Below are 21,813 nucleotides of genomic sequence, written 5' to 3'. Positions count from 1 at the left end.
GCCGTTGGCCTGGGCGGCCACGTTGGCATCGGTGAAGGTGTAGGAGCTGGCGGCGCTGGTGGTGCCGTGGCCGGCCAGCTGGCCGATGGTAGCGAAGCGCACCCCGTCGAGGCTGCGCTCGATGTCGAAGTGGTCGTTGTTCTTCTCCGAGGCCGTGCCCCAGCGCAGCAGCGCGTCGCGGTTGGCCACGGCCTGCGCCGTGAACTCGCTCAGCACTACCGGCAGCACGGTGCCGCCGATGGTGAACGAAACGGGCTGCGCGGTGGTGCCGCCGTACACGTCGGTAGTGGCGATGGTCACGGTGTAGTCGCCGGGGCGCAGGCTGCCGGGGGTTTGCACCACCAGCTGGCCGGTGGCCGTGTTCAGGGCCACCCCGAGCTGCGACAGGGTTGAGATGGCGGCGTAGGGCGAGGCCGTGAGCTCGCCGGTGCTGGCGGCCGTGGCCAGCCCGTTGGCCGCCCCACCTTGCAGGGTGCCGGTAGCCGCGTCGTACACCAGCGCGCTGGTGGTGTACACCGCCCCGTTGTCGTCGGTCACGAAGGCCAGCACGTCATTGGCCGCGTAGGCGCTGGCCGCCGTTTTCGCCGGCGTCTTGGTGTACACCGACGCATTGTCGGCCCCCACCGGCAGGGTGTAAAGCGCCGCGCCGCTGGCCTGGGCGGGGCTGCCGCTGTCGGTAGCCAGGTAGCCAAAGAAGACGTTGCCGGCAAAGCCCGCCGCCGGCGAGTAGTGCAGCATCTGGGCCTGCGCGGGCGTCAGGTTGAGCTGCGCGGTGCCGCCCAGCAGGTGGCTGCTGGTGAGGGCCGCGTAGCTGCCGCCGTTGTTGTAAAACAGCGTGCCGCTGGTCGGCAGGCTCGTGAGCGTGTAGCTGCTTACGCTGCCATCGGGGTCGGCCGCAGCCAGCGGCGCAATGAGCAGTTGCTGGCTTGTGTTGCTCGCGGGCGTTTGCAGGCTGTTCACCACATCCAGAGCCATCGGCGGCTGGTTGGCAGCCGTGGTGGTGAGGCTGGCCTGGTTAGAAGCCTGGGTGCTGAGCTCAGTAGTAGCCGTGTGCACGGTGCTCGTGAGGGTGTAGCCCGCCGAGGCCGTGAGGGTGCCCGGGGCCGTGAGCGCGATGGTGTACGCCACTTGCGGGGCGGCCGCGCTGGCGCTGGCCGGGCCCGGGTAGCCCGCCAGGCTCGCCACGGTGGGGAAGGTCACGACGCCCGAATTGGGGTCGTAGGTGCCGCCGCCGCTGGCCGCCACGCCGGTGAGGCCGGTGGGCAGCTGCACGGTGGTGCTCACGGAGCTGGCCGCCGAGGGGCCCACGTTGCGGGTGGCTACTACGTAAGTAGCCGTGCCATTGGCCGCCACGGTAGCCGGCCCGCCGATGCTCGTCGTCACGTCGGCGCGCGCGGCCAGGGGCAGCGTCAGGGTAGCTGCGTTGTTGTTCGGGTTCTGGTCGCTGTTGGTGGTGCTGGCCAGGGCCGAGGCCACGAGCGGGCTCGTGCCGCCGGGCACGTTGTTTACGGTGATGGTAAAGCCAGTGCTGACGCCCGGGGCCTGGCTGCTCAGGGCATCGAAGAGCACCACGCCGGTAGCGGGGTCGTAGCCGCCGTTGTTCACCATTACGTCCCAGGCATTCAGGCCCACGGGCAGCTGCGCGCGCAGCGACACGTTGCCGGCCGCCGTGCTGGCCGTGCCGGCGTTGGCCGCCGTCAGGTTGAAAACCACCGTGCCCCCGGCCACTACCGGGTTGGCCGCGCTCACGAGCGCCCCGCCCACGGTGGCCGCGATGGTCACCGACTCGTCTACCAGGTCGGTGTTGGCCGGGCTCACCAGCGTGCTCAGGGTAGCCGAATTGTTGCTTAGGTTGGGGTCGTTGCCGGCCGGCGTGGCCGCTACCTGGGCCGTAAGCACCAGGGGCGAAACTGCCGGGGCGGCAAACGAGATGGTGTTGCTGACGGCCCCCGCCGCGCCCACGGCCTGGTTGGCCAGGGCCGGGAAGGTAACGAGGCCCGTGCTGCTGCTATACGAGCCGCCGCCGCTCACTTGCACGCTGGCCAGGCCGGCGGGCAGCTGCACGGTAGTCGTCGAGCTGGGGTTGGTCGAGGCGCCGGTGTTCACCGTGGCTACGGTGTACGTCAGCAGGTTGCCTTGCACCACGGTGCCGGGGCCGCTCAGGGCCACGCGCACGTCGGCCGCCGTGGCGGGGGTAGTGCTCACGCTGGCCGTGTTGTTGGTCGAGTTGGTTTCCTGCGAGGTCGTAGCCACGGCCGCCGTCACCGGGTAGCCGGCGCTTGCGGGCACCGCAAAGGTCACGTAAGTCAGCACCGACGCCCCGGCGGGCTGGGTGGCCGCCACCGCCGCCGCCGGCAGCGTGAGCAGGCCGGTGGCCGGGTCGTAGGCCCCGGCGGGCAGCGCAATAGCGGCCCCCGTGGCGTTGGCCAGGGCTACCGAGGGCAGGCCGGCGGGCAGCAGTACGGTCTGGGTCACACCCAGGGCCTGGGTCGGGCCGCCGTTGGTAGTGGCGATGGCGTAGGTAGCCGGCTGGCCCGTGGTTGGGGCCGAGGGGCCGCTCACCGAGGTCGTCATGTCGGCCAGGGGCAGCACATCTACCTTGGTCGAGGCCACGTTGTCGGCCATTACCGTTTCGGGGGCGGTCGAGCTGATGCTTACTACCGGCACCAGCGGCCCGGTGGCGGGCGCGGGCAGCACGAGGGTGTAGCGCATCGCCGCGCCCTGCGCCAGGCTGGCCACGGCAGGGAACGTCACGACGCCCGTGTTGGCATCGTACCCCCCGTCGTTGCTGGCCGATACGCCGCCCAGGCCGGCGGGCAGCGCCACGCGGACGACCGGGTTAGCAGCAGCGCTGGGGCCCCGGTTGCCGGCCACGATGGTGAGTTGCAGCGAGGTAGCCGGGGCTACCGGGCCAGCCAGGGGCGCAGCGGGCGCATCTACGGTAGCCGCCGCGATGGTGGCATACAGGTTCGCGCTGCCCGAGGCCGCCGCCGTGGTGCCCACGCTGGCCGTGGCCGAGTTGGCGAGCACGTTGGTTTCGCCGGGGGCCGCCACGCTGGCCGTGATGTTGGCGAGCGCCGAGGCTGGCATCACCAGCGTGATGCTGTTGTTGACGCTGGCCCCGCCGGCCAGGCCCGTCAGGGCCGGGTACGTCACGGTAGTGCTGCTGCCGTCGTTCGAGAAAGTACCGCCGTTGCTGACGTAGAGGCTGGTAAACACCCCCGGCAACAGCACCGTCTGCGTGGTGCGGGCCGCCACGCCGGGGCCGGCGTTGCGGGTAATGACACTCAGCGTAACCGGCGTGCCGGCCGCCGCCGTAGCCGGGCCACTGATGGTCGTCGTCACGTCGAAGTTCGAGGCGCTGGCGATGGCCGCCGTCGCCGTGTTGTTGGCCGTGTTGGTGCCTTCGTTGCTGCTCGCGGTCACGGCCGCCGCCGCCGCCACCGGGGTGCCGGGCATGGCAAAGCTGATGGTCGAGCGCAGGCTGCTGCCCGCCGCCAGGGTAGCGGCCGGGGCGTAGGTCACGAGGCCGGTAGCGGCGTTGTAGGTACCGCCGAGGCCGCTCGGGAACGTCACGCCGGCCAGGCCGGCCGGCAGCTGCACGGTCGGGGCCACGTCGGTGGCTGGGCTGGGGCCGCTGTTGGCAAACGTGGCCACGAAGGTGCCCGTGCCGCCGGCCGCTACCGTAGCCGAGCCGTTGGGAGCGAGGCTGGCCAGCATATCGGCCAGCGGCGCTACCGCGAAGGTGAAGGTGGCCGCGTCGGGCTGCGAGCCGCTGCCCACGTTCTGCCCCGACGAGGTGCCCACGATGCTGGTGACATCGGCCGGGCCCGGCGTGGCCGCCGCCATGATGGGGAAGCTGTACGAGTTGGTATTGCCCGCAGGCAGCGAGCTGCTGCCCGCCGCGAGGGCAAACGACAGCGTGCGCGTGCCGGCCGCGTAGCTAATCGAAACCGGCGAGCTGGCGTACTTGGCTTGCAGGGCCGCGAGCTGGCTCGGCGCGAGGCTGGCCCCGGCGGGTAGCGATACCCTCTGCGTGACGTCGCTGGCCGGGGTCGAGCCATTGTTGGTGAAGGTTACCAGGAAATCGCCCGTGGGCAGGCCGGGGTTGGCCGAAGCCGGGCCGGTGATGGTCGTCGTCACGTCGGCAGAGCTGCCGATGCTCGTGCTGAGGGTCGAAGCGTTATTAACCGTGTACACTTCCGCGCCGGCCGTCGTGATGCTGGCATCGGCCTGCACCGCGCCGCTCGCCGGAGCTTCATACGAAATGGGGAACGACTGGCTAACCCCGCTGGCCAGCGAGCCCAGGGCCGCTGAATACGTGAGGACGTAGGGCCCCGCCCCGCCGCCCGAAACGACCGCCCCGGGGGCCACTACGTGCAGGAGCGTGCCGGGCAGCGACACCTGCGCCGCAAGGCCCGTGGCCGTGAGCGCGCCGTAGTTGGCAAACGTTATGTTGAGGCCGACGGTGCCGCCCGCCGTAGCCGAGGCCGGGCCCGTGAGGCTGCTGGCCACATCGGCCACGCAGCTGGCATTGGCCGCCGAGGCCGCGATGCTGTTGCTGATGGCCGTGTTGCCCACGCCCGCCGTGCCCGCTTCGGCCCCGTAGGCCGTGGTGCCGGCGGTAGTGCCATTGGCCCCGGCCAGGGCTGAGGTGCTGGCCACCGCGCCGTTGGCGATTAGGAAGCCGCCGCCGCCGCCGCCGCCCGGCCCGTAGGCCATGCCGCCGGTGTTGGTGCCGCCCGCGCCGCCGTTGGCCGCTAGGCTCACGCTGCCGAGCGTGCCCGTGTTCTGGGCCGTGAGTAGGATGGAGCCGCCCGCGCCGCCGCCGCCGCTGCCGTCGTTGGCCACGCTGTTGTCGGCGTTGTAGCCATTGGCCACGATGCTGCCCGAGCCTGCTACAGTGCCCGTGCGCACCAGCACGATGCCGCCGCCCGGCGCGCCGCTGCTGGCCAGGCCCGTGCCGCCCGCGCCGCTGCCGTTGTTGCTCACGCCCGCGCCGCCGCCGCCGCCCAGTACCAGGCGCGCGCTGCCAGCCACCGGAAACGCCGCCCCGGGCTCGCCGCCCACGGCCAGGTTGCTGGCCGCAGCGTTGCCGCCACGGCCGCCGCGGCCACCGTTGGCCCCGCCGCCGCCGCCGGTGTTCTGGTCGCTGAGGCCGGTGGGGTCGCCATCGGTGCCGCCGCCGCCGGCCGTGCCGGGCGCGCCGCGCCCGTTGTCGCCGCCTGGATAGGCGCTGCCCGTGGCTACGAGCGCGCCGGCCGTGCCGCTGGCCGCGTAGGTAGCCACGTAGGCCGGGGTGCCGGCCGTGCCTTCGCCCTTGCCGCCATTCGAGGTGTTGGGGGTGAGGTAGTCGCTGCTGCTGAGGCCGGCAGTGCCGCCCAGCTGGCGGCCCGCGCCGCCCCGGAAGCCCGCCCCCGACGCATCGAGGCGCTGGCCGTTGAAGTTCAGCGGGCCGGCCACATCGAGGGCCAGCACGCCGCCCAACTGGCCGTTCCAGGCCGGCGGCGCGATGGTGCCGCCCAGCGTGAGGGCCGCGTACTGCGGAATGCGGATAACCTGGTAGCTCTGCCGCCCCCGGGTGGTAGTGGCATCGGCCTGGGTGTAGGCGTAGGTCAGGTTGTCGCGCAGGGTGAGGGTGCGGGCCGTGCCGGGCACGATGGTGGCGCTGTTGTTCGCTACTACCCCGTACTCGTAGTGCCCGGCCGTGAAGCTGGTCGTCAGGTTGCCGTTGGCCGAAGGGCCGGCCCCGCCGTCGCCGTAGGTGTCGTCGTTGGCCGTGCTCAGGTCGGCCCCTTGCATCTGCACTATCAGCACCAGGTCGCCGGGCACCAGCGTGGCCGTGGCGGCGGCGGCGGCGCCCGTGCCGCTCAGGGCCGTGGCGCTGAGGCCGATGTTGGGCTGGCCGGCCGCCGCCGTCATGTTGGGGGCGGGCAGGTAGTAGGTGTTGGGGGCGGCGGTGAGCGAGGCCACCGTGCCATCCTTGCCGGGGCTGGGCGGGCAGGCCAGCGGCGTGCCGGCCGCGCCGGTGGCGCCCACGGTGGTCGTCACGTTGGCGGCGGCCAGCGAGCCGTCGTTGTTGCTGGCCGTGTTGTCGATTTCGAGGGCGCTGCTTTGGGCCCGGCCCGCAAAGGAAGTAATCCCCGCCGGCATCACGAAGCTCACGTAGTTGACCGCCGAGTTGCCGGGGGCCAGGGTAGTAGCATTAAAGGTAACGAGGCCGGTGCCGGCGTCGTAGCTGCCGTTGGGCACGCGCACGGTGCTGGCGGCGGGCCGGCCGGGCAGCAGGATGGTGGTGACGGCGCTGCTGGTGGTGCGCGGGCCGGTGTTGGTGGTAGTGGCGTAGTAAAACACCGTTTGGCCGGCGGCGGCCGTGGCCGGGCCGCTGAGGGTAGTGGCCAGGTCGGCCTCGCCGCACCACGAGAGGTGCAGCACGGTAATGGCCTGGTTGGCTGGGTTGTCGATGGCCTGCGCGTTGGTGTAGGTCACGGTTACGTCGCGCACCGGCACCGGAAAGGCCAGCACCAGGTTGCCCGCCGGGCTGCCCGAGCTGCCGATGCCGGTTACGGTGTTAGTGGCCGTGAGGGCGTTGACGTTGGCGGCGGTGGCCATGTCGGCGGCCGTCAGCGTCACGGTGGTGCCATCGGCCTTGGTGCCGCTGAAGATGGCCTGGTCGACAAAGCCCGCCACGGTAGCCGCGCCGGCGGCCGAAGCCCGGTCGAGGTCGCCCACTACCATCGTGAAGTTGCTCAGAAAGCGGGGCGCATTCGTGAGGGCATCCGTAAACGTGAATGTCAAACTCGACTGCCGGTTGGCCGGCGTGCGCGTGGCATCGTCGCCGTAGTCGGCCGTCCACACCAGGCCTTTGCCGGGCTGGGCCGCGCCGGGGTCGTTGCCGGTTTCGTCGGCAATGGCCAGCGTCAGGGCGTCGGGGGCCAGGCCCGGGGCCGTGAAGGTACTGGCGATGTTGACGCCATCGACCAGCACAGTGTGGCCGGTGCGCCAGTCTTCGGCCAGCGCGCGGCCGGCAAAGCTGAACTGCGACTGCGTGTTGCAGCTGTTTTCATCCACCGGAATGCCGTAGTTGAGGTCGAGGCTCTCGCCGCCGTTGTTGTCGGTAGCGGTGTAGGTAAAGAGCGCGTTGCCCGAAAAGCTGCGGTTGGGGTTAAAGCTCAGCGCCGTCGCCTCGGTGGTCGTCAGCACCTGGCTGGCGCGCACCGGCGAGCCGTTCAGCAGCAGCACACCCTGGGCGGCGGGCGGCAGCACTTTTATCTTGTACGACACCACCGCGCCATCGGGGTCGGGGTCGTCGGCGCGCAGGGTGGGCAGCGCCACGATGCCCTGCCGGCCAAACACCGTGGGGGCCGTTTGCTGGCCGCGCGGCACCTGGTTGATGCGCCGCAGCGAAATACCCGTAAGAGCCACGTCGCCGCCGTCGGTGGCGGGCGTGGCGCTGCCATCGCTCAGCGCAAAGCGCAGCGTGGCCGAGCCCGTCGAGGCCACGTAGCTGGCCGTGGTAGCGCCCTCAATCGTGTACTGCACGCGCTGCCAGGTATCGACCTGGTTGTGGGCGGTGGCTTCCTCGGCCAGGGTAGTGCCCCCAAAGTTGCCCAGGCCATTGTTGTTGGCCGCGTTGCGAATGCGGAAGTTGACCGTGGGCAGGGCCTTGCCCGACAGGCTGGGGTTCAGGGCGTTCGAAGCGTAGTAGGAGAAGATGTACGAGCCCCCGGCCACAATCTGCACATCCTGGTACCAGATAAAGCTGGAGACGATGCCGGCAAACGTAGGCGTGGCCGTCGTTACGCCCAGGTTGCCATTATACAGCAGCCAGGTGTTGCTGGGGGCCACGCTGTTGGCGGCATCGCCCGGAAACGGGTTTTGCAGCAGCGCGTTGCCCGCGCGGTAGCTAGCCGGGCCGGCCTGGCTGGCGGCCTGGTTTTCGGCAGCGTCGGCCCGGCTGGCGGTGTAGCTGCGCGCGCTTTTCCAGCTGCCCAGGTCGGTGCCGGCCGCGATGTTGGTGCCAGTAGGCTGGGTGCTAAAAGTACCATTTAGCACTAAGTTGCTCCCAAGGTATTGCTGGGCCCAGCCAGTAGTGGGTTTTGCGCAACTCACCGCGAGCAGCCACAGTCCCCATTGCCAACGTTGTAGTGATACCGGCATAAATAGTATAGACAATAAAAATGTATTTAACCTATAGAATAGCCATCGATAGCTTTTACAAAAGTATACTAAAAATTGTATTGGTAAGGGATGTATTCAGCGTCGTTAACAAAAAACACTGCTTAAAGTGCCGATAAACCGCATAAAATTATCTGAGTGGTGTCGATTAGGAAATAATTTATTGTACTTTATAGATAAACTTTTATAATATGGTTCGCCCCTGGATTGACTCATTTTATTGCAAAAGGAATTTTGGCTCCAGCAGCTAATGCAAGGCTATCCGTGGGCCAGCGCCGCCAATCCGGCCAAAAAGCAGCGGCGCGCCGCCCGAAGCTACCCGTTGCCAAGCGCGCTGCTAACAGCAGGACTCATCGTTTTGGCAACGAATGATGCAAGGTATTTTGCGGAATAATCATAAAAAAAGGCCCTCCCCAAAGTGGGGAGGGCCTTTTGCTGCTGGCCTTTTCGGGCCGGCACTTGGTTGCATAGCCTACTCTTTGGTGAGGCGCAGGGTCTGCTGGAAGGCAGTGCCGTCGGCCGTCTGGCCGCTCACGCGCACCAGGTAGGCGCCGCTGGCCAGCTCGTGCACGTCCAGGGGCTGGGGCAGGCCGCCGGCCAGCGTGCGGCTCAGCACGAGGCGGCCGGTGGCGTCGAGCAGCTGCACCTGGTAGGAGCCGGTGGCGGGCAGCTGGCTCAGGTCGAGCTTGGTGTTGGCCTGGGCCGGGTTGGGGTACAGGCTCAGGGCTACCGGGGCCGCGCTGGTCGTGAAGCCGACCGAGCGCACGGGCGAGAAGCTGCTGGTGCCATCGAGGTCAACCTGGCGCAGGCGGTAGTACACGGGGCCCGTAGCCTGGGCGGCCACGCCGGCATCGGTGAAGGCGTAGGCGCTGGCGGCGCTGGTAGTGCCGTGGCCGGCCAGCTGGCTGATTTTAGCGAAGCTCACTCCGTCGAGGCTGCGCTCGATGTCGAAGTGGTCGTTGTTCTTCTCCGAGGCCGTGCCCCAGCGCAGCAGCGCGTCGCGGTTCTGCACGGCCTGGGCCGTGAAGTCAACCAGCACCACCGGCAGCGGGAATGCCCCGATGGTGAACGTGGCCAGCGCCTGGCTGATGCCGCCGTTGGCATCGGTCGTAATCACGAACACCGAGTAGGTGCGGGCCGTGGAGTTGTTGGCGAGCTGGCTGGCGTCGCTCACGTAGATGCGGCCGGTGGCCGGGTCGAGGCTCACGCCGGCGGGCAGGGTGTTGGCCGTGTTGCCGCTGGGGCCGGTGGCGGCCAGCACGGCGTTGGTGCCCGAGGTGAGCAGGCCGTTGGCGGCGCCGGCTTGCAGCGTGCCCGTGGTGGCGTCGAAGATGGTGCCCGCGCTGGTGTACACGGCTTTGTTGGGGTCAATTACCTGGGCCAGCACGTCGTTGGTCTTGTAGGTGTTAGCCCCGCCCTTGGCCGTGTTGTAGGCCGTGTAGGCCGAGGCAATATCCTGAGCTACCGGGATGGTGTAGAGGGCCGGATTGCTCGCCACGCCGTTGTTGTCGGTAGCGGTGTAGGTGAAGAATACGTCGCCCGCAAACGTGTTGGCCGGGTCGAAGCTCAGCAGCGCGGGGTTGGCCACCTGGTAGCCGCCGCTCGGGATGCTGCCGATGGCCGCGCCGTTGTAGTAGAGCGTGCCGCTGGTGGGCAGGCTCTGGATGTAGTAGTTCGAGATGCTGCCGTCCGAGTCGGTGGCGAAAAGCGGCGAGATGGCCAGCGCGTTGGCCGTGTTGCCCTCGGGGCTACGCAGGCTGTTCACGATGTTCTGGGCCACCGGCGCAAAGCTCAGCGGGGCCGTGACGGTAGTGAAGCTCGCCGTGTTGTTGGTCGTGTTGGTTTCGCCGGGGGCGGTGGTGCTCACCGAGGCATTGCCCACCGTGAGCGAGCCCGAGGCCGGCATGGTCACGGTGATGGTATTGCTCACCGCGTTGCCAGCGCCGGGCGCCAGGTTGCTGATGCCGGCAAAGGTCAGCAGGCCGCTGCCGGTGTCGTAGCTGGCCCCGCTGTTCGAGAAGCTAATGGTGTTGCCCGATACCGTGCCCGTTTGGCCGGCCACCAGCAGGGTGCTGGTGGTGAGGCCGCTGGGCAGCGCCACGGTTTGGGTAGCCGACGATACCGTCGACGGACCGTTGTTGGTGGTCTTAATCGTGTACACGTTCTGGCTGCCGGCCAGGGCCGAAACCGGGCCCGCCACGCTGGTCGTGAGGTCGAAGGCCGAGTTGACCGTGATGCTGCTGTTGCTGCGGTTGTCGGCCGGGTTCAGGTCGGTCGTGTTCGACGTAACCGTGGACACCACTACCAGCTGGCCGCTGGCCGGGGCCGAGAAAGCCACCGAGTAGCTCGTAGCCGTGGCGCTGTAGGGCAGGCTGGCGATGGTCGGGAAGGAAAGCAGGCCGGTAGCCACGTCGTAGGTAGCCCCCGCGGCCGGGCCGCTGCCAAAGGTGATGAGGCCGTTGGCCAGCGTACCCGTCACGCCGCCCACCTGGAGGTCGGTAGCGGCGAGGCCGGTGGGCAAGCTCACGGTGGGCACCACGCCGGTGGCGGCCAGGGTGCCGTTGTTGCGGTAGGCCGCGGTGTAGGTTACCGTGCCGCCGGGGGCCGCCGAGGTGCCGGTGGGCGAGATGCTCGTGAGCAAGTCGGCGGTGGTAGCCGCCGCCGGGGCTGGCGTAGAGGCCGGGGCCACGCTGGTGGTGGCGGCCGCCGTGTTGTTGGTCAGTACGTTATCGAGCGTGCCGCTGCTCACCGAGGCCAGGGCGCTTAGCTGCCCGCCGGTGGCATTGGGCATGGTGAAGGTCACGTAGCTCTCGGCGCTCACGCCCGCTTGCAGGCTGGCGATGGCCGGGAAGGTGAGCAGGCCGCTGGCATCGTAGGAGTAGCCCGCGGGGGCCGACTGAATGGTGAGGCCGGCCGGCAGGCGCAGCGTGGGCACCACGCCGGTGGCCGTGTTGGGGCCGTTGTTGGTCGTGGTGAGGGTGTAGGTCACGTAGTTGCCGATAACGGCCGAGGTCGGACCGGCAAGGGCCACGGCCACGTCGGTGGTCGGCGTCACGGTGGTGGCTACGCTGGCGGCGTTGTTGGCCGGGGCCGGGTCGGGGGTGCCGCTGCTGGTGGCGGCGCTCACCACGTAGCTCTGGGCCGGGGCCACAAAGGTGAGGTAGAAGGCCTGCACCGCGCCGGCCGCATCGCTGGCCAGGGCGGGCAGCGTCACGAGGCCGGTGGCCGGGTTGTAGCTGGCGCCGTTGGCAAAGTCAACCGTATTGGTGGCGCTGTTAAACGAACCCGACTGGCCGCCCAGCGTGAGGGTGCTGGCCGTGAGGCCCGTGGGCAGCTGCACGGTTTGGGCGGTGGCGCGGGCCGTGCTGGGGCCGTTGTTGGTGAAGGTCGCCGTGTAAGTCACACTTTGGCCGGGCACCACGCTGCTGGTGGGGCCGGTGAGGGCAGCCACCAGGTCGCTGGCGGGCCGCACCGCTACGGTCACGGCCTTCACGTTGTCGGCCGGCACGTTGTCCGAGGTCGCGCTGCCTACCGAGTTGGTAGCCAGCAGCTGGCCGTCGTTGCCCACCGTGGCGGGCACGGTCAGGGTCACCGGCAGCGAGAAGCTAGCGCCGCTGGCCAGCGAAGCGGCCGCGGCGGCGTAGCTCAGCAGGCCGGTCTGGCTGTTGTAGCTCACCGCCTGGTAGTTGGCCCCGTTGGCGAAGTTGTAGGTCACGCCATCGGGTTGCAGAGTGCCGGCCGCGCCCGCTACCAGCAGGGTAGTGGCATTCAGGCCGGGCAGCAATTGCAAGTGGCCCGTCACGTTGGCCGCCGCGCCGGGGCCGGCGTTGCTGGCCCCCACCGTGAAGCTCACTTGCGTGGCCGCGTTCACGATGGTCGAAGTAGTGGTCAGCGTAGCCGTCAGGTTGGCTACTGCGGTGGTAGCCGGGTTAGGCGTCAGGGTAGCGCCGGTGGCGGTGCTGCTGGCGGCCCCGTTGAGGTAGGCCGTGTTGTTGGCCGGGTTGGTGTCGCCGGCATTCACGGTGTTGGGCGTTACCTGGGCCGAAGGCGTGAAGGCCGCGCTCGGGGCCAGGAAGGTGATGGTGTTGGCTACCGTCTGGCCGGCGGGCAGGCTGCCCAGGGCCGGGAAGGTTACCTGGCCCGAGGCATTGTCGTAGGTCCCGCCGTTGCTGACGAACACGCCGGGCGGGCCGACGGCCGGGTTGAGGCCGGCCGGCAGCTGCACGGTTTGCACCGCCCCGGTCACGGCCTGGCCGCTGTTGTTGGTCGTGGTCAGGCTCAGCGTCACCGGCGAGCCGGCCACCGCACTGGTGGGGCCGCTGAGGGTAGTAGCCAGGTCAAAGCGCGGCCCGGCCACGATGCTGATTGACTGCACGTTATTGCCTAAGTTAGGCTCGGTAGTGGCGGTCGAGAGGCCAGCCGTGGCCGTTACCACGCCACTGGCGGGCATCGTGAAGGTGATAACCGACGATACCGAGCCCGTGGGCAGCGTAGTAGTAGCGTAGGTCAGCAGCCCCGTGGTGCTGTTGTAGACAGCGCCGTTGGCAAAGGTGACGGTGTTGCCGCTGGGCGTACCCGTCTGGCCGCTCACCGTGAGGCCCGTGAGGCCCGGTGCCAGCTGTACGGTTTCCACTACGCCCGTCGCCGTGGGGGCGCTGAGGTTGGTGAAAGTGGCCGTGAAGCTGGCCGTGCTGCCGGGCGATACCGTGCCGAAACCAACCGAAACGGTGGCTTGCAGGTCTACTACCGGCACCGTAGTCAGGGCCAGGCTGGTCGCGTTGGCGGCCACGTTGGCGCCCTCGCTGCTGGTAGTGCTCACATTGGCCGCCAGCGTCGAGCTGCCCGCCGTGGTGGGCGCCGTGAAGGCGAAGCGGTACGCATTCACCGCGCCGCTGGCCAGGGTCGTGTTGCCGTTGGCAAAGGTGATGGTCGTCACGGCCGAGGTGCCGGTGCCCGTCGTCACAAACGAGGTGCCCGAGTAGGTGCCCGTGAGGGCGACCTGCTGGGCCGGGCTCAGGCTGGCGCCGGTGGGCAGGGTGATGGTCTGGTTTACGCCGCTGGCGCCGTCGGGGCCCAGGTTGGTAAAGGTGGCCGTGTAGTAGCCCGTGGGCTGGCCGGGGGTGAGCGTGGTGCTGCCCGTGAGGCTGGCCGTCACGTCGGCCGAGGCCGCCACCGGAATGGTGTACGTGGCCGGGCCGTTGGCCACGGTGCCGCTGGTGTTGTGCTGGGTGCTGGTCAGCCCGTCGGCATCGGTGGCGGTGTACGTAAAGGTGGCATTGCCGCTAAAGCCGCGCGTGGGCAGGTAGCTCAGCAGGGCCGGGTTGGCTACCTGCGTGGTGGCGAGGTTGCCGCTCGTCAGCGCCGTGCCATTGTAGTAGAGCGTGCCGCTGGTGGGCAGGCTGGCAATGGTGTAGTAGCTGATGGCGTTGGCCGTGTTCGTGGTTACGTTCTGCGTATTGCCGTAGGCCGTGCCCGACAGGCTGGGGTTCAGCGTTACGGGCGAGGGAGCGTTGCTGGCGATGCTGGCGTTGGTCGCGTCGTTGGGTACGGGTGCGGTTATTACCCGCACGTTGCCCCCAAACTCCGAGGTCGAGCCGCTTAGCGTAGCTGTGCTGCTCAGCAGCGAGTTGAACGTGTAGCCGGCAAAGCGGCCGGTGAGCGGAATCGTGAACGAGAAGCGGTTGGTGTTGTCGGTGCCCTCGTTGAGGCCGTTGGGCTGGGTGCCGCTGTAGGTACCCGTGCCGGTGTCGGTGTCGGCCGCGCTGCCCTCGGTAAAGGTGCCTAGGTAGGTTTGGCCTTCACCGAAGTTGGTGGGGTCAGCGGCCGGGCCAGGGTTGTACAGCTCGATGGCCGAGCCGGGGCGGGCAAAGCCCTGCACCACGAGGTTGCCGTTGAGGATGGTGGCCGAGGTGATGACCGGGAAATTGAGCAGGCCGTTGGCCCCGGTGTCGCCGTCGCCGCTGTCGTTCAGCGTCACGCCGTCGCCGTTCAGCGCGCCCCCGTTGGCCAGGTCGATGGCCAGGTTGCCGTTGCCGTAGAAGCTGTTCTGCGAGAAGGTGTTGCCGGTGCCGGCCGTGGCCGAAATGCCATCCCCCACGTTGCCCGTGAAGGTGTTGCCGCTGATAATGTTGTTTGAGGAGGTAGCGCGCAGGCCGATGCCGGCCGTTTGCCCGTTGGTGGTGTTCTGGCCGTTGCCCGAGAAGATGTTGCCGGTTAGCGTGTTGTTGTTGCTGGGGCCGGCGATGAAGTCGATACCAAAGCCCGCGTTGTTCAGAAACTGGTTGTTCGTGATGGTGCTGTTGGAGGTAGTTGATAGCTCAATCCCATCCGAGTCGGCGAAAGTGGCATTGCGCGAAATGTTGCCGGTTACCGTCACGCCGCTCACGCTATTGAGGCGGAAGTTGGCCCCGTTGCTGTAGAACGTGTTGTTCAGGATAAGCGAATTGCTGGCGCCATTGTCTACCCGTAGGGCTGCCGCGCCAGAGCCAGAGCCCGAGTTGGCCCCCGTGAGGCCCAGCCCGATAATGCGGGTATTGGCAGCTGAAGTGCCAAAGCCATTGGTATTGTTGAAGTTGATGACAACTTCTGGCCCGGTCGATTCGCTGCCGGCCGTCGTGACGGCGGCGCTGGTGTTGCCAATGTTAAAGGTCTGCGTCGAGCCGTCGAGCGAGGTGTTAGCCCCGTTAGTGCCGCTGATGTTGGCCAGTGTCGAGCTCAGGGTAATGAGCGCTGCGCCGTTGGTTAGCTGCGAGGCCGGGCCACCATTGTTGCTGGCCAGCAGGCCCGGACGGGCCGTCCCGTTCGGAATCATGAAGATGCTCGTTTCCACACCAGCTGGCAGCGTGCCGGCCGCGTTCGAGCCAGCCTGCGCCAGTAGGTTTTCGCCGCCGAGGGCGTTGGCGTTGGTGATGAACTGGCGCAGCGAGCCCTGGCCCGCGTCGTTGGTGTTCACCACCACATCGAAGTTGAAGCCGAAGTCGGGGCCGGCCGTGGTGCCGGTGCCCAGGGTCAGGGTAGCCTGGCTTTCGGCAATGGTGGTGGCCGTGTTCAGGCTAGCCAGGCTGGTGCCGGCGGCGCCGTTGCCCGCGTCCACCTTAGCCGGGTTCTCGCCCCCCACGCGGGTGGTGGTGCCGTTGTAGGTCTGCACCGGCAGCAGGCCGGCCACGTAGCCCGTGCGGCTGCTCGTGACGGTGCTGTTGACCACGCGCACGGTGTAGGCCGCGGCCGGCACGTTGAAGGCATACTGGCCGGTGGCATCGGTGGTGGTGGCCGCCACGAAGGTGCCGCTGGCGTCGTAGAGCTCCACGCGGGCGCCGGGGCGGCCGCTGGTGCCGCTGGCCGAGCGGGGGCGGCCGGCGCCGCCGCCGTAGTTGACGTCCTCGTACACGTAGCCCGCGAGGGCGTTGGTCACGGTCACGTTGCCCGAGAACTCCGAAGTCGAGTTGCTGAGCGTGGCCGTGCTGGTCAGCTGCGAGCCAGCCGCGTAGGCAGCAAAGTTGCCCGTCAGCGGAATAGTAAAGCTGAAACGGTTGGTGTTATCGGTGCCCTGGTCTAGGCCGTTGATGAGCCCCGCGTAAGTGCCCGTGCCGCTGTCGGTATCGGCGCCGCTGCCCTCCGTGAAGGTACCTAGGTAGGTCTGGCCTTGGCCGAAGCCCACGTTGGCGGCCACGCCGTTGGCGGTGCTGCTGGGGGTAAATAGCTCGATGGCCGCGCCAGGACGAGCGACGCCCTGCACCACGAGGTTGCCGTTGAGAATGGTAGCCGAGGTAATGACCGGGAAATTGAGCAAGCCGTTGCCGCCCGTGTCGCCGTCGCCGTTATCATTGAGGGTCACGTTCGACGTGCTGCCCGTGTTGCCGTTGTAGAAGGCGGGCGGGTTATCGTCGACGAGCAAGTCGATGCCCAGGCGGGTGTTATTGAAGGTCGAGTTCTGCGAAATGGCTACTTGATTGGCCGAGCCAATCACCAGCACGCCCGAGCCGTTGTTGCCGCTCAATACGTTGCCCGAAATGAGAGTCGGGTTGGCGGCACCGAAGACGCGCAGGCCCGAGCCTTCCTCGCCAGTGTTGTTGGCCACACCTAGCCCGTTATTCGAGACGGTATTACCAGTTATCGTGTTACCGCCGATGTTATTGCCGAAGCTGTCGATGCCATGGCCGGTATTCGCCGTTATCAGGTTGCCCGATACGGTATTACCCGTGCTGGTGCCTTGCAGCTCGAGGCCGTCAAATACCAAGCGCTCCCCATTGCCAGCATTGGTAAGTAGCGCGTTGCTCCGGACCTCGTTGTTGCTGATGGTGTTGCCGTTCGCGCCGTTGCTGGCGTCATTGAAGCTATTGGCTACCCAAATGCCCATGCCGCCGTTGAAGCCGATGAGGTTGTTGCGCACGATACCGTTGTCTGAGCCGTTCAGGTCGATGCCCTCATTGAGCGTGCGGTTGGTGCCGCCGGGGTCAGTAAAGCTGGTGGCAGATGCACCGATAATGTTTTGCTCAATGAGCGTACCCGTGTTGTTAGGTCCCCCCACAATGTTGTCATCGAAGCCGTATAGGCTCAGGCCGCGTACCGTTGTGTTGTCGGCCGTTAGCGACAAGCCGTTGAAGGAGTTAGTGCCTTTCAATTGCACTTCCGGGCCGTTGAGCTGGCTCAGGGCCGTAGCTGCGGTACCCACCGTGCCACCCGCGCCTAGGGCCACGTTGTTGGTGTTGCCGATGTTAACGGTCTGAGTAGTGCCGTCGATGCTGGTGAGCGCGCCCGTAATGGCCGGCAAGGCCGAGGTCGGCGCGATGGCCGCCACACCGTTGGTGAGCTGGCCACTTGGAATCATGAAGATGCTCGTTTCACGGCCGGCTGGCAGGGTGCCATTGCTGTTCGAGCCAGCCTGGGCTAGCGAGGCTTCGCCGCCTAGGGCGTTGGCGTTGGTGATAAACTGGCGCAGCGAGCCTTGGCCCGCGTCGTTGGTGTTCACCACCACATCGAAGTTGAAGCCGAAGTCGGGGCCGGCCGTGGCCGCGTTGGTCGTCGTGATGGTGGCGATGCTCTGGGGCGTGGTAGTGCCGCTGGTGAGAGCTCCCAGCGTCTGGCTGCCGGTATTGGCGGCCGCGTCGGTGAAGGCGGGGTTAGCGCCGCCCACGGCGGTGGTGGTGCCGTTGTAGGTCTGCACCGGCAGCAGGCCGGCCACGTAGCCCGTGCGGCCGCTCGTGACGGTGCTGTTCACCACGCGCACCGTGTAGGTGCCGGGCGTGGTGCCGAAGGTGTACTGGCCGTTGGCGTCGGTAGTGGTCGTGCTCACGAGCGCGCCGCTGGCATTGTAAAGCTCCACGGTAGCGCCGGGGCGGCCCGTGGCCCCGCTGGCCGTGCGCGGGCGGCCCGCGCCGCCGCCATAGTTCGCATCCGTAAATATGTAGCCCGAGAGGGCGGCCAGCGTGGCATTGCCCGAAAACTCCGAAGTAGCGCCGCTGAGCGTGGCCGTGCTGGTGAGCACGGTGCCCACGGGCAGCGCGCCGCCGGGCAGCGCGCTGAGCGGGATGGTGAAGGTGAAGCCGTTGGCGTTGGTGTCAGTGCCCTGGTTGAAGCCGTTGATGGTGCCCGAGTAGCTCAGGCCGGTGCGGGCGTCGGCGTCGTTGGTACCCTCCGTCACAGTGGTGAGGTAGGTGCGGCCTTGGCCGAAGTTGGTCCCGGTGGCGTTGACGCTGGCCGGGTTGGGCTGGGCTGTGAAAAGTTCGATAACCGCGTTGGCCTTGGCGTAGCCGCTTACTACCAGGTTGCTATTCGAAAGCACGGCGCTGGTGATAACGGGGTAGTTGAGCAGGCCGTTGCCGCCGTTGGTGGCAGCGCTGTTCAGCGTCACGTAGGGGCTGTTGCCGAGGTTTTCGTTGGCCCCGTTGGCAGTCAGGTCAATACCCACCTGGCCGGTAGCAGCCGTACCGTTGGCTGAGGCTACGTTGCCGTTGTTGTAGATGGAGTTGCGCGAGATAGTGGTCGTGGCACCGTTCACCACTTCCACGCCCGCCCCGTAGTTGCCGGCCGAAATGTTCTGGCTGAAGGTGTTGCCCGTGCCGTAGAAGCGAGCCGCGGCCGTTTCGACCGGGGCCGAGCCCGTGTTGCCGATGCCGTTGTTGGTGAAGGTGTTGCCCGTCACGTTGTTCGAACCAGTGCTGCTGAAGCTGTCGAAGCCCTGCGCCGCGTTGTCAGCAAACAGGTTATTAGTAACCGTGGTGCTGCTGCCGTGCGAGTCAACGCCATCCAGGATAGTATTGAGCCGCGCATTGCCGCGAATTTCGTTGTTCACAATGGACGTACCCGTGACGCCCGAGGCCAAGCGAATGCCCGTGCCACCAGCAAAGCCTATCAGGTTATTGGTAAAGCTATCGCCCGTGCCGCTGACTACGCGCACGTTGGAAGCGCCGTTGGCCACCGGGGGCACGGCAAAGCTGGTAGCTGCGCTGCCAATGGCATTGTCGGCTACTATGATGTTATTGGCCGACAACACGATGTTGCCAAAATTATCGTCGTCCAAGCCATTACCGAAGCCATAAATGGCCAGGCCGCGCAGGCGGCTACCCGCGCCGGCCACATTCAGGCCGATGGCTATATTAGCGTTGCCCACTAGCTGCACCTCGGGGCCACTTAGGCGGCTCAGGGCCGCCGCTTGTGTGCCCACGGTGCCACCGTTGCCGAGCAGCACGTCGTTGGTATTGCCGATGTTGAAGGTCTGCGTCGCGCCGCTGATAACCGTGTTCACGCCCGTAAGCTGGGGCAGCGCCGAGGCGGGCGTAATAATGGCTACTTTGTTAGGCAGGCCGTTAAATAAGCCGGCCCGCTGGCCAGGTACCGCTGTGCCGTTCGGAATCATGAAGATGCTCGACTCGTAGCCAGCGGGCAGGGCCACGCCGGCTTGGCCAGGGGCGGTGTTGCCGGCGGCCAGGTTTACCGTGTTGGTATAGGAGCCGGCCTGGGCCAGCAGGTTTTCGCTGCCCAGAGCGTTGGCGTTTAAGATGAACTGGCGCAGCGAGCCCTGGCCCGCATCGTTGGTATTCACCACTAAGTCAAAATTGAAGCCGAAGTCCACGCCCGACGTGCCGGGCGTGACGCTCGTGATGGACTGCGGCGTGGCCGTACTCGCTGTCAACTGGCCCAGGGTTTGGGTGCCCGAGCGGGCTGCGGCGTCCTGCAATTCGGGGGCTTCGCCGCCCACGCGGGTAACGTCGGCCACTGCCGAGCCGAGGCCCGTGCCGGTGTAGGCCGTGGTGCGGAACGTTTGTACCGGTACCACGCCGGTAGCGCCCGGCGTACGCGCCGATTTCACGGTGCTATTGACCACGCGCACCGTGTAGCTGGCCCCCGAGGTGAGGCCCGTGAACGTGTACGCGCCACCCGCAGTAGTGGTGGTAGTGGCCACAAACGTGCCCACGTTGTCGTAGAGCTCGACCGTGGTGCCCACGCTGGCAATGGCGTTGTTGGCCGCGCCCGAAGCCACGGCCGAGGCATTGGCCGTGCTGTACGAGCGGCCCGCGCCGCCACCGTAGTTGGTATCGGAGAAAATAGTGCCGCTGATGGCCGAGCAGGTAGCGCCCGAAATGCCGCCCGTGCTGGCAACGTTCGAGCTGTTGAAGCTGGTGTTGATGACGCCCGGCGCGCCGGCCGCCGCCCCGTAGTTCGAACTGCTTAAGCCGAGCGTGCCATAAGTAGTGACGCCGCTGGCCCCACCATTGACCGAGGAGGCGTTGTTCACCGTCCCATTGGTGTAAATGATGCCGCCGCCGCCGCCGCCACCGGGGCCGTGCTGCGTATTGTTATTCCCGGGGTTGGTGCTGGCCCCCGCTGCACCGTTGGCATTGAGGGTGAGGCCGCTCAGGCCACCCGGCGCGAGTGCCGTAATAAGGATAGAGCCCCCGGCCCCGCCACCGCCGCCGCCGTCGTTGAGCACGCCCGTGGGCGGGGTAGCCCCGTTGGCCGTTACCGTGCCGGTGCCGGCTACCGAGCCCGCCCGCACCAGCACGATGCCGCCTCCGGCCGAGCCGCTGCTGGCAAAGCCGTTGTTGCCGCCCGAGTTATCGTTGTTGGTGCCCGCGCCGCCGCCGCCGCCCAGCACCAGGCTGGTGCCGCTGGCTATGGCGTAGGCCGCGCCCGGCTCGCCCCCGATGGGCAGGTTATCCTGGTAGTTGTTGCCGCCGCGGCCGCCGGTGCCGCCGTTGGCACCGCCGCCGCCGCCCGAGTTAAAGGTGTTGTCGTTGGCGCCGCCGCCGGCGTTGCCGGGTGCCCCGCGCGAGGCGCCGCCGTTGGGGTAGCCGCCCGTTGTCCGGTCAAAGAGCACGCCGCCGTTATTCACGTAGCGCGGGGTGCCGGCCGTGCCCTCGCCCTTCTGGGCGTTGAGGTCGGTAGCCGCGTTGTTAGAAGTCGTCACGAAGGCGTTGTTGTCCACGTTGGCCGTCGTGAGCACGCGCCCGGCCCCGCCCCGAAAGCCGGCGCCCGAGGCGTTGATGGTATTGTTATTGAAGTTGATAGCACCCGCCACATCGAGGGCCACAATGCCACCCGTGCTACCGTCCCAGGCGGCGGGGGTGATGGTGCCCGTCAGGGTCAGGCTGCGGTATTGCGGCACGCGCACCACCTGGAAGGTGCGTATCGTAGCAGTGCCGTTCGCAGCCGCGGTCGTCGAGGTAACGTAGGTGTTTTTCAGGGCCGTTGAGAGCGCAACGCTTCCGGCGTTTACACCGCTGTTGGCTACCACGTACTCGTACTGGCCGGCCGTGAAGTTGGTCGTCAGGTTGCCGTTGGCCCCGCCGCCGGCCACGCCGTCGCCGTAGCTGTCGGTGTTGGTCGAGTTGATATCGGCCCCTTGCATCTGAATCACCAGTAGCAGGTCGCCAGCCGCGATGGGGGCGGCGCTGGCCCCGGTGCCCGTGCGGATGCTGCCCACGCCTAGGCTGCTGGTGCCCGCCCCCGCCGTGCCTGCGCCGGGGTAGTAGGAGTTAGGGGCGGCGCTGAAAGTAGTGCCGTCTCTGCCGGGGCTGGCGCACGCATTCTGCCCCCAGGCCACTTGCACCGGGCGAAGCGCAGCCCAGCCCAAAAGCAGGAACAATAGTCGTAGTGTTGACTGCATGGAAAAGAGAAATGGTGAAAAATAAATTGTGTTGAATAAAGCCAGGGGGTGTACGGACTTTGTGGATTTTGTTGGTATAGTAAAGTTATGGTTTCATTATCTATGGAAAACCCACTACTCCGCAAACCTCAGCTGTTTGGCGCTGGATGCACGATTTTTCTCTTTAAAAGTGAGTAAAATCATTCTGTGTCGGTATTGATACTTTTCGGGGAACCGGAGATTACAAGATAAAACCCAGTTTTCGCGATTATTTTAAATTGTATTATTATAATAAAAAGTTAGTTAATTCAAATTTGATTAGTATAATTATTTTAATAATAAAAATTACTTTGGCAAGTGGGCGTGGGGCCCGGTAGGTCAGTCCGTACCTGTAGCGTTGAGGTTGTCGCTTAAAAAAAGATGGCCCTTCCCGAAGTGGGAAGGGCCATCTCAAAACCTGGCTTCAGGCTGCTTGCGGGCTCTATTCTTTGGTGAGGCGCAGGGTCTGCTGGAAGGCGTTGCCGCCGGGGGCCAGGCCGCTCACGCGCACC

2 protein-coding genes are annotated in these 21,813 nt (G+C 67.0%); both read right to left on the bottom strand.

Annotated elements, in window-relative coordinates:
* Nucleotides 1–8,055 (bottom strand): beta strand repeat-containing protein (locus tag VFO93_RS11425; RefSeq protein ID WP_325134505.1); only part of this gene is annotated, 8,055 nt, incomplete at its 3' end.
* Between the two features lie 595 nt (nt 8,056–8,650).
* Nucleotides 8,651–21,283: a T9SS type A sorting domain-containing protein gene (locus VFO93_RS11420; RefSeq protein WP_325134504.1), complete on the bottom strand. Its 12,633-nt coding sequence runs from the start codon at nt 21,281–21,283 to the stop codon at nt 8,651–8,653.
* Nucleotides 21,284–21,813: the final 530 nt, after the last annotated feature.

The organism is Hymenobacter sp. (assembly GCF_035709525.1).
Classification (GTDB): Bacteria; Bacteroidota; Bacteroidia; order Cytophagales; family Hymenobacteraceae; genus Hymenobacter.
The sequence above is the reverse complement of the archived record's forward strand: the minus strand, read 5'-3'. Positions and strand labels throughout refer to the sequence as shown.

Excerpts from the sequence above, each read along its gene's own strand:
- VFO93_RS11420 (WP_325134504.1), bottom strand. The coding sequence starts at position 21,283 with ATGCAGTCAACACTACGACTATTGTTCCTGCTTTTGGGCTGGGCTGCG.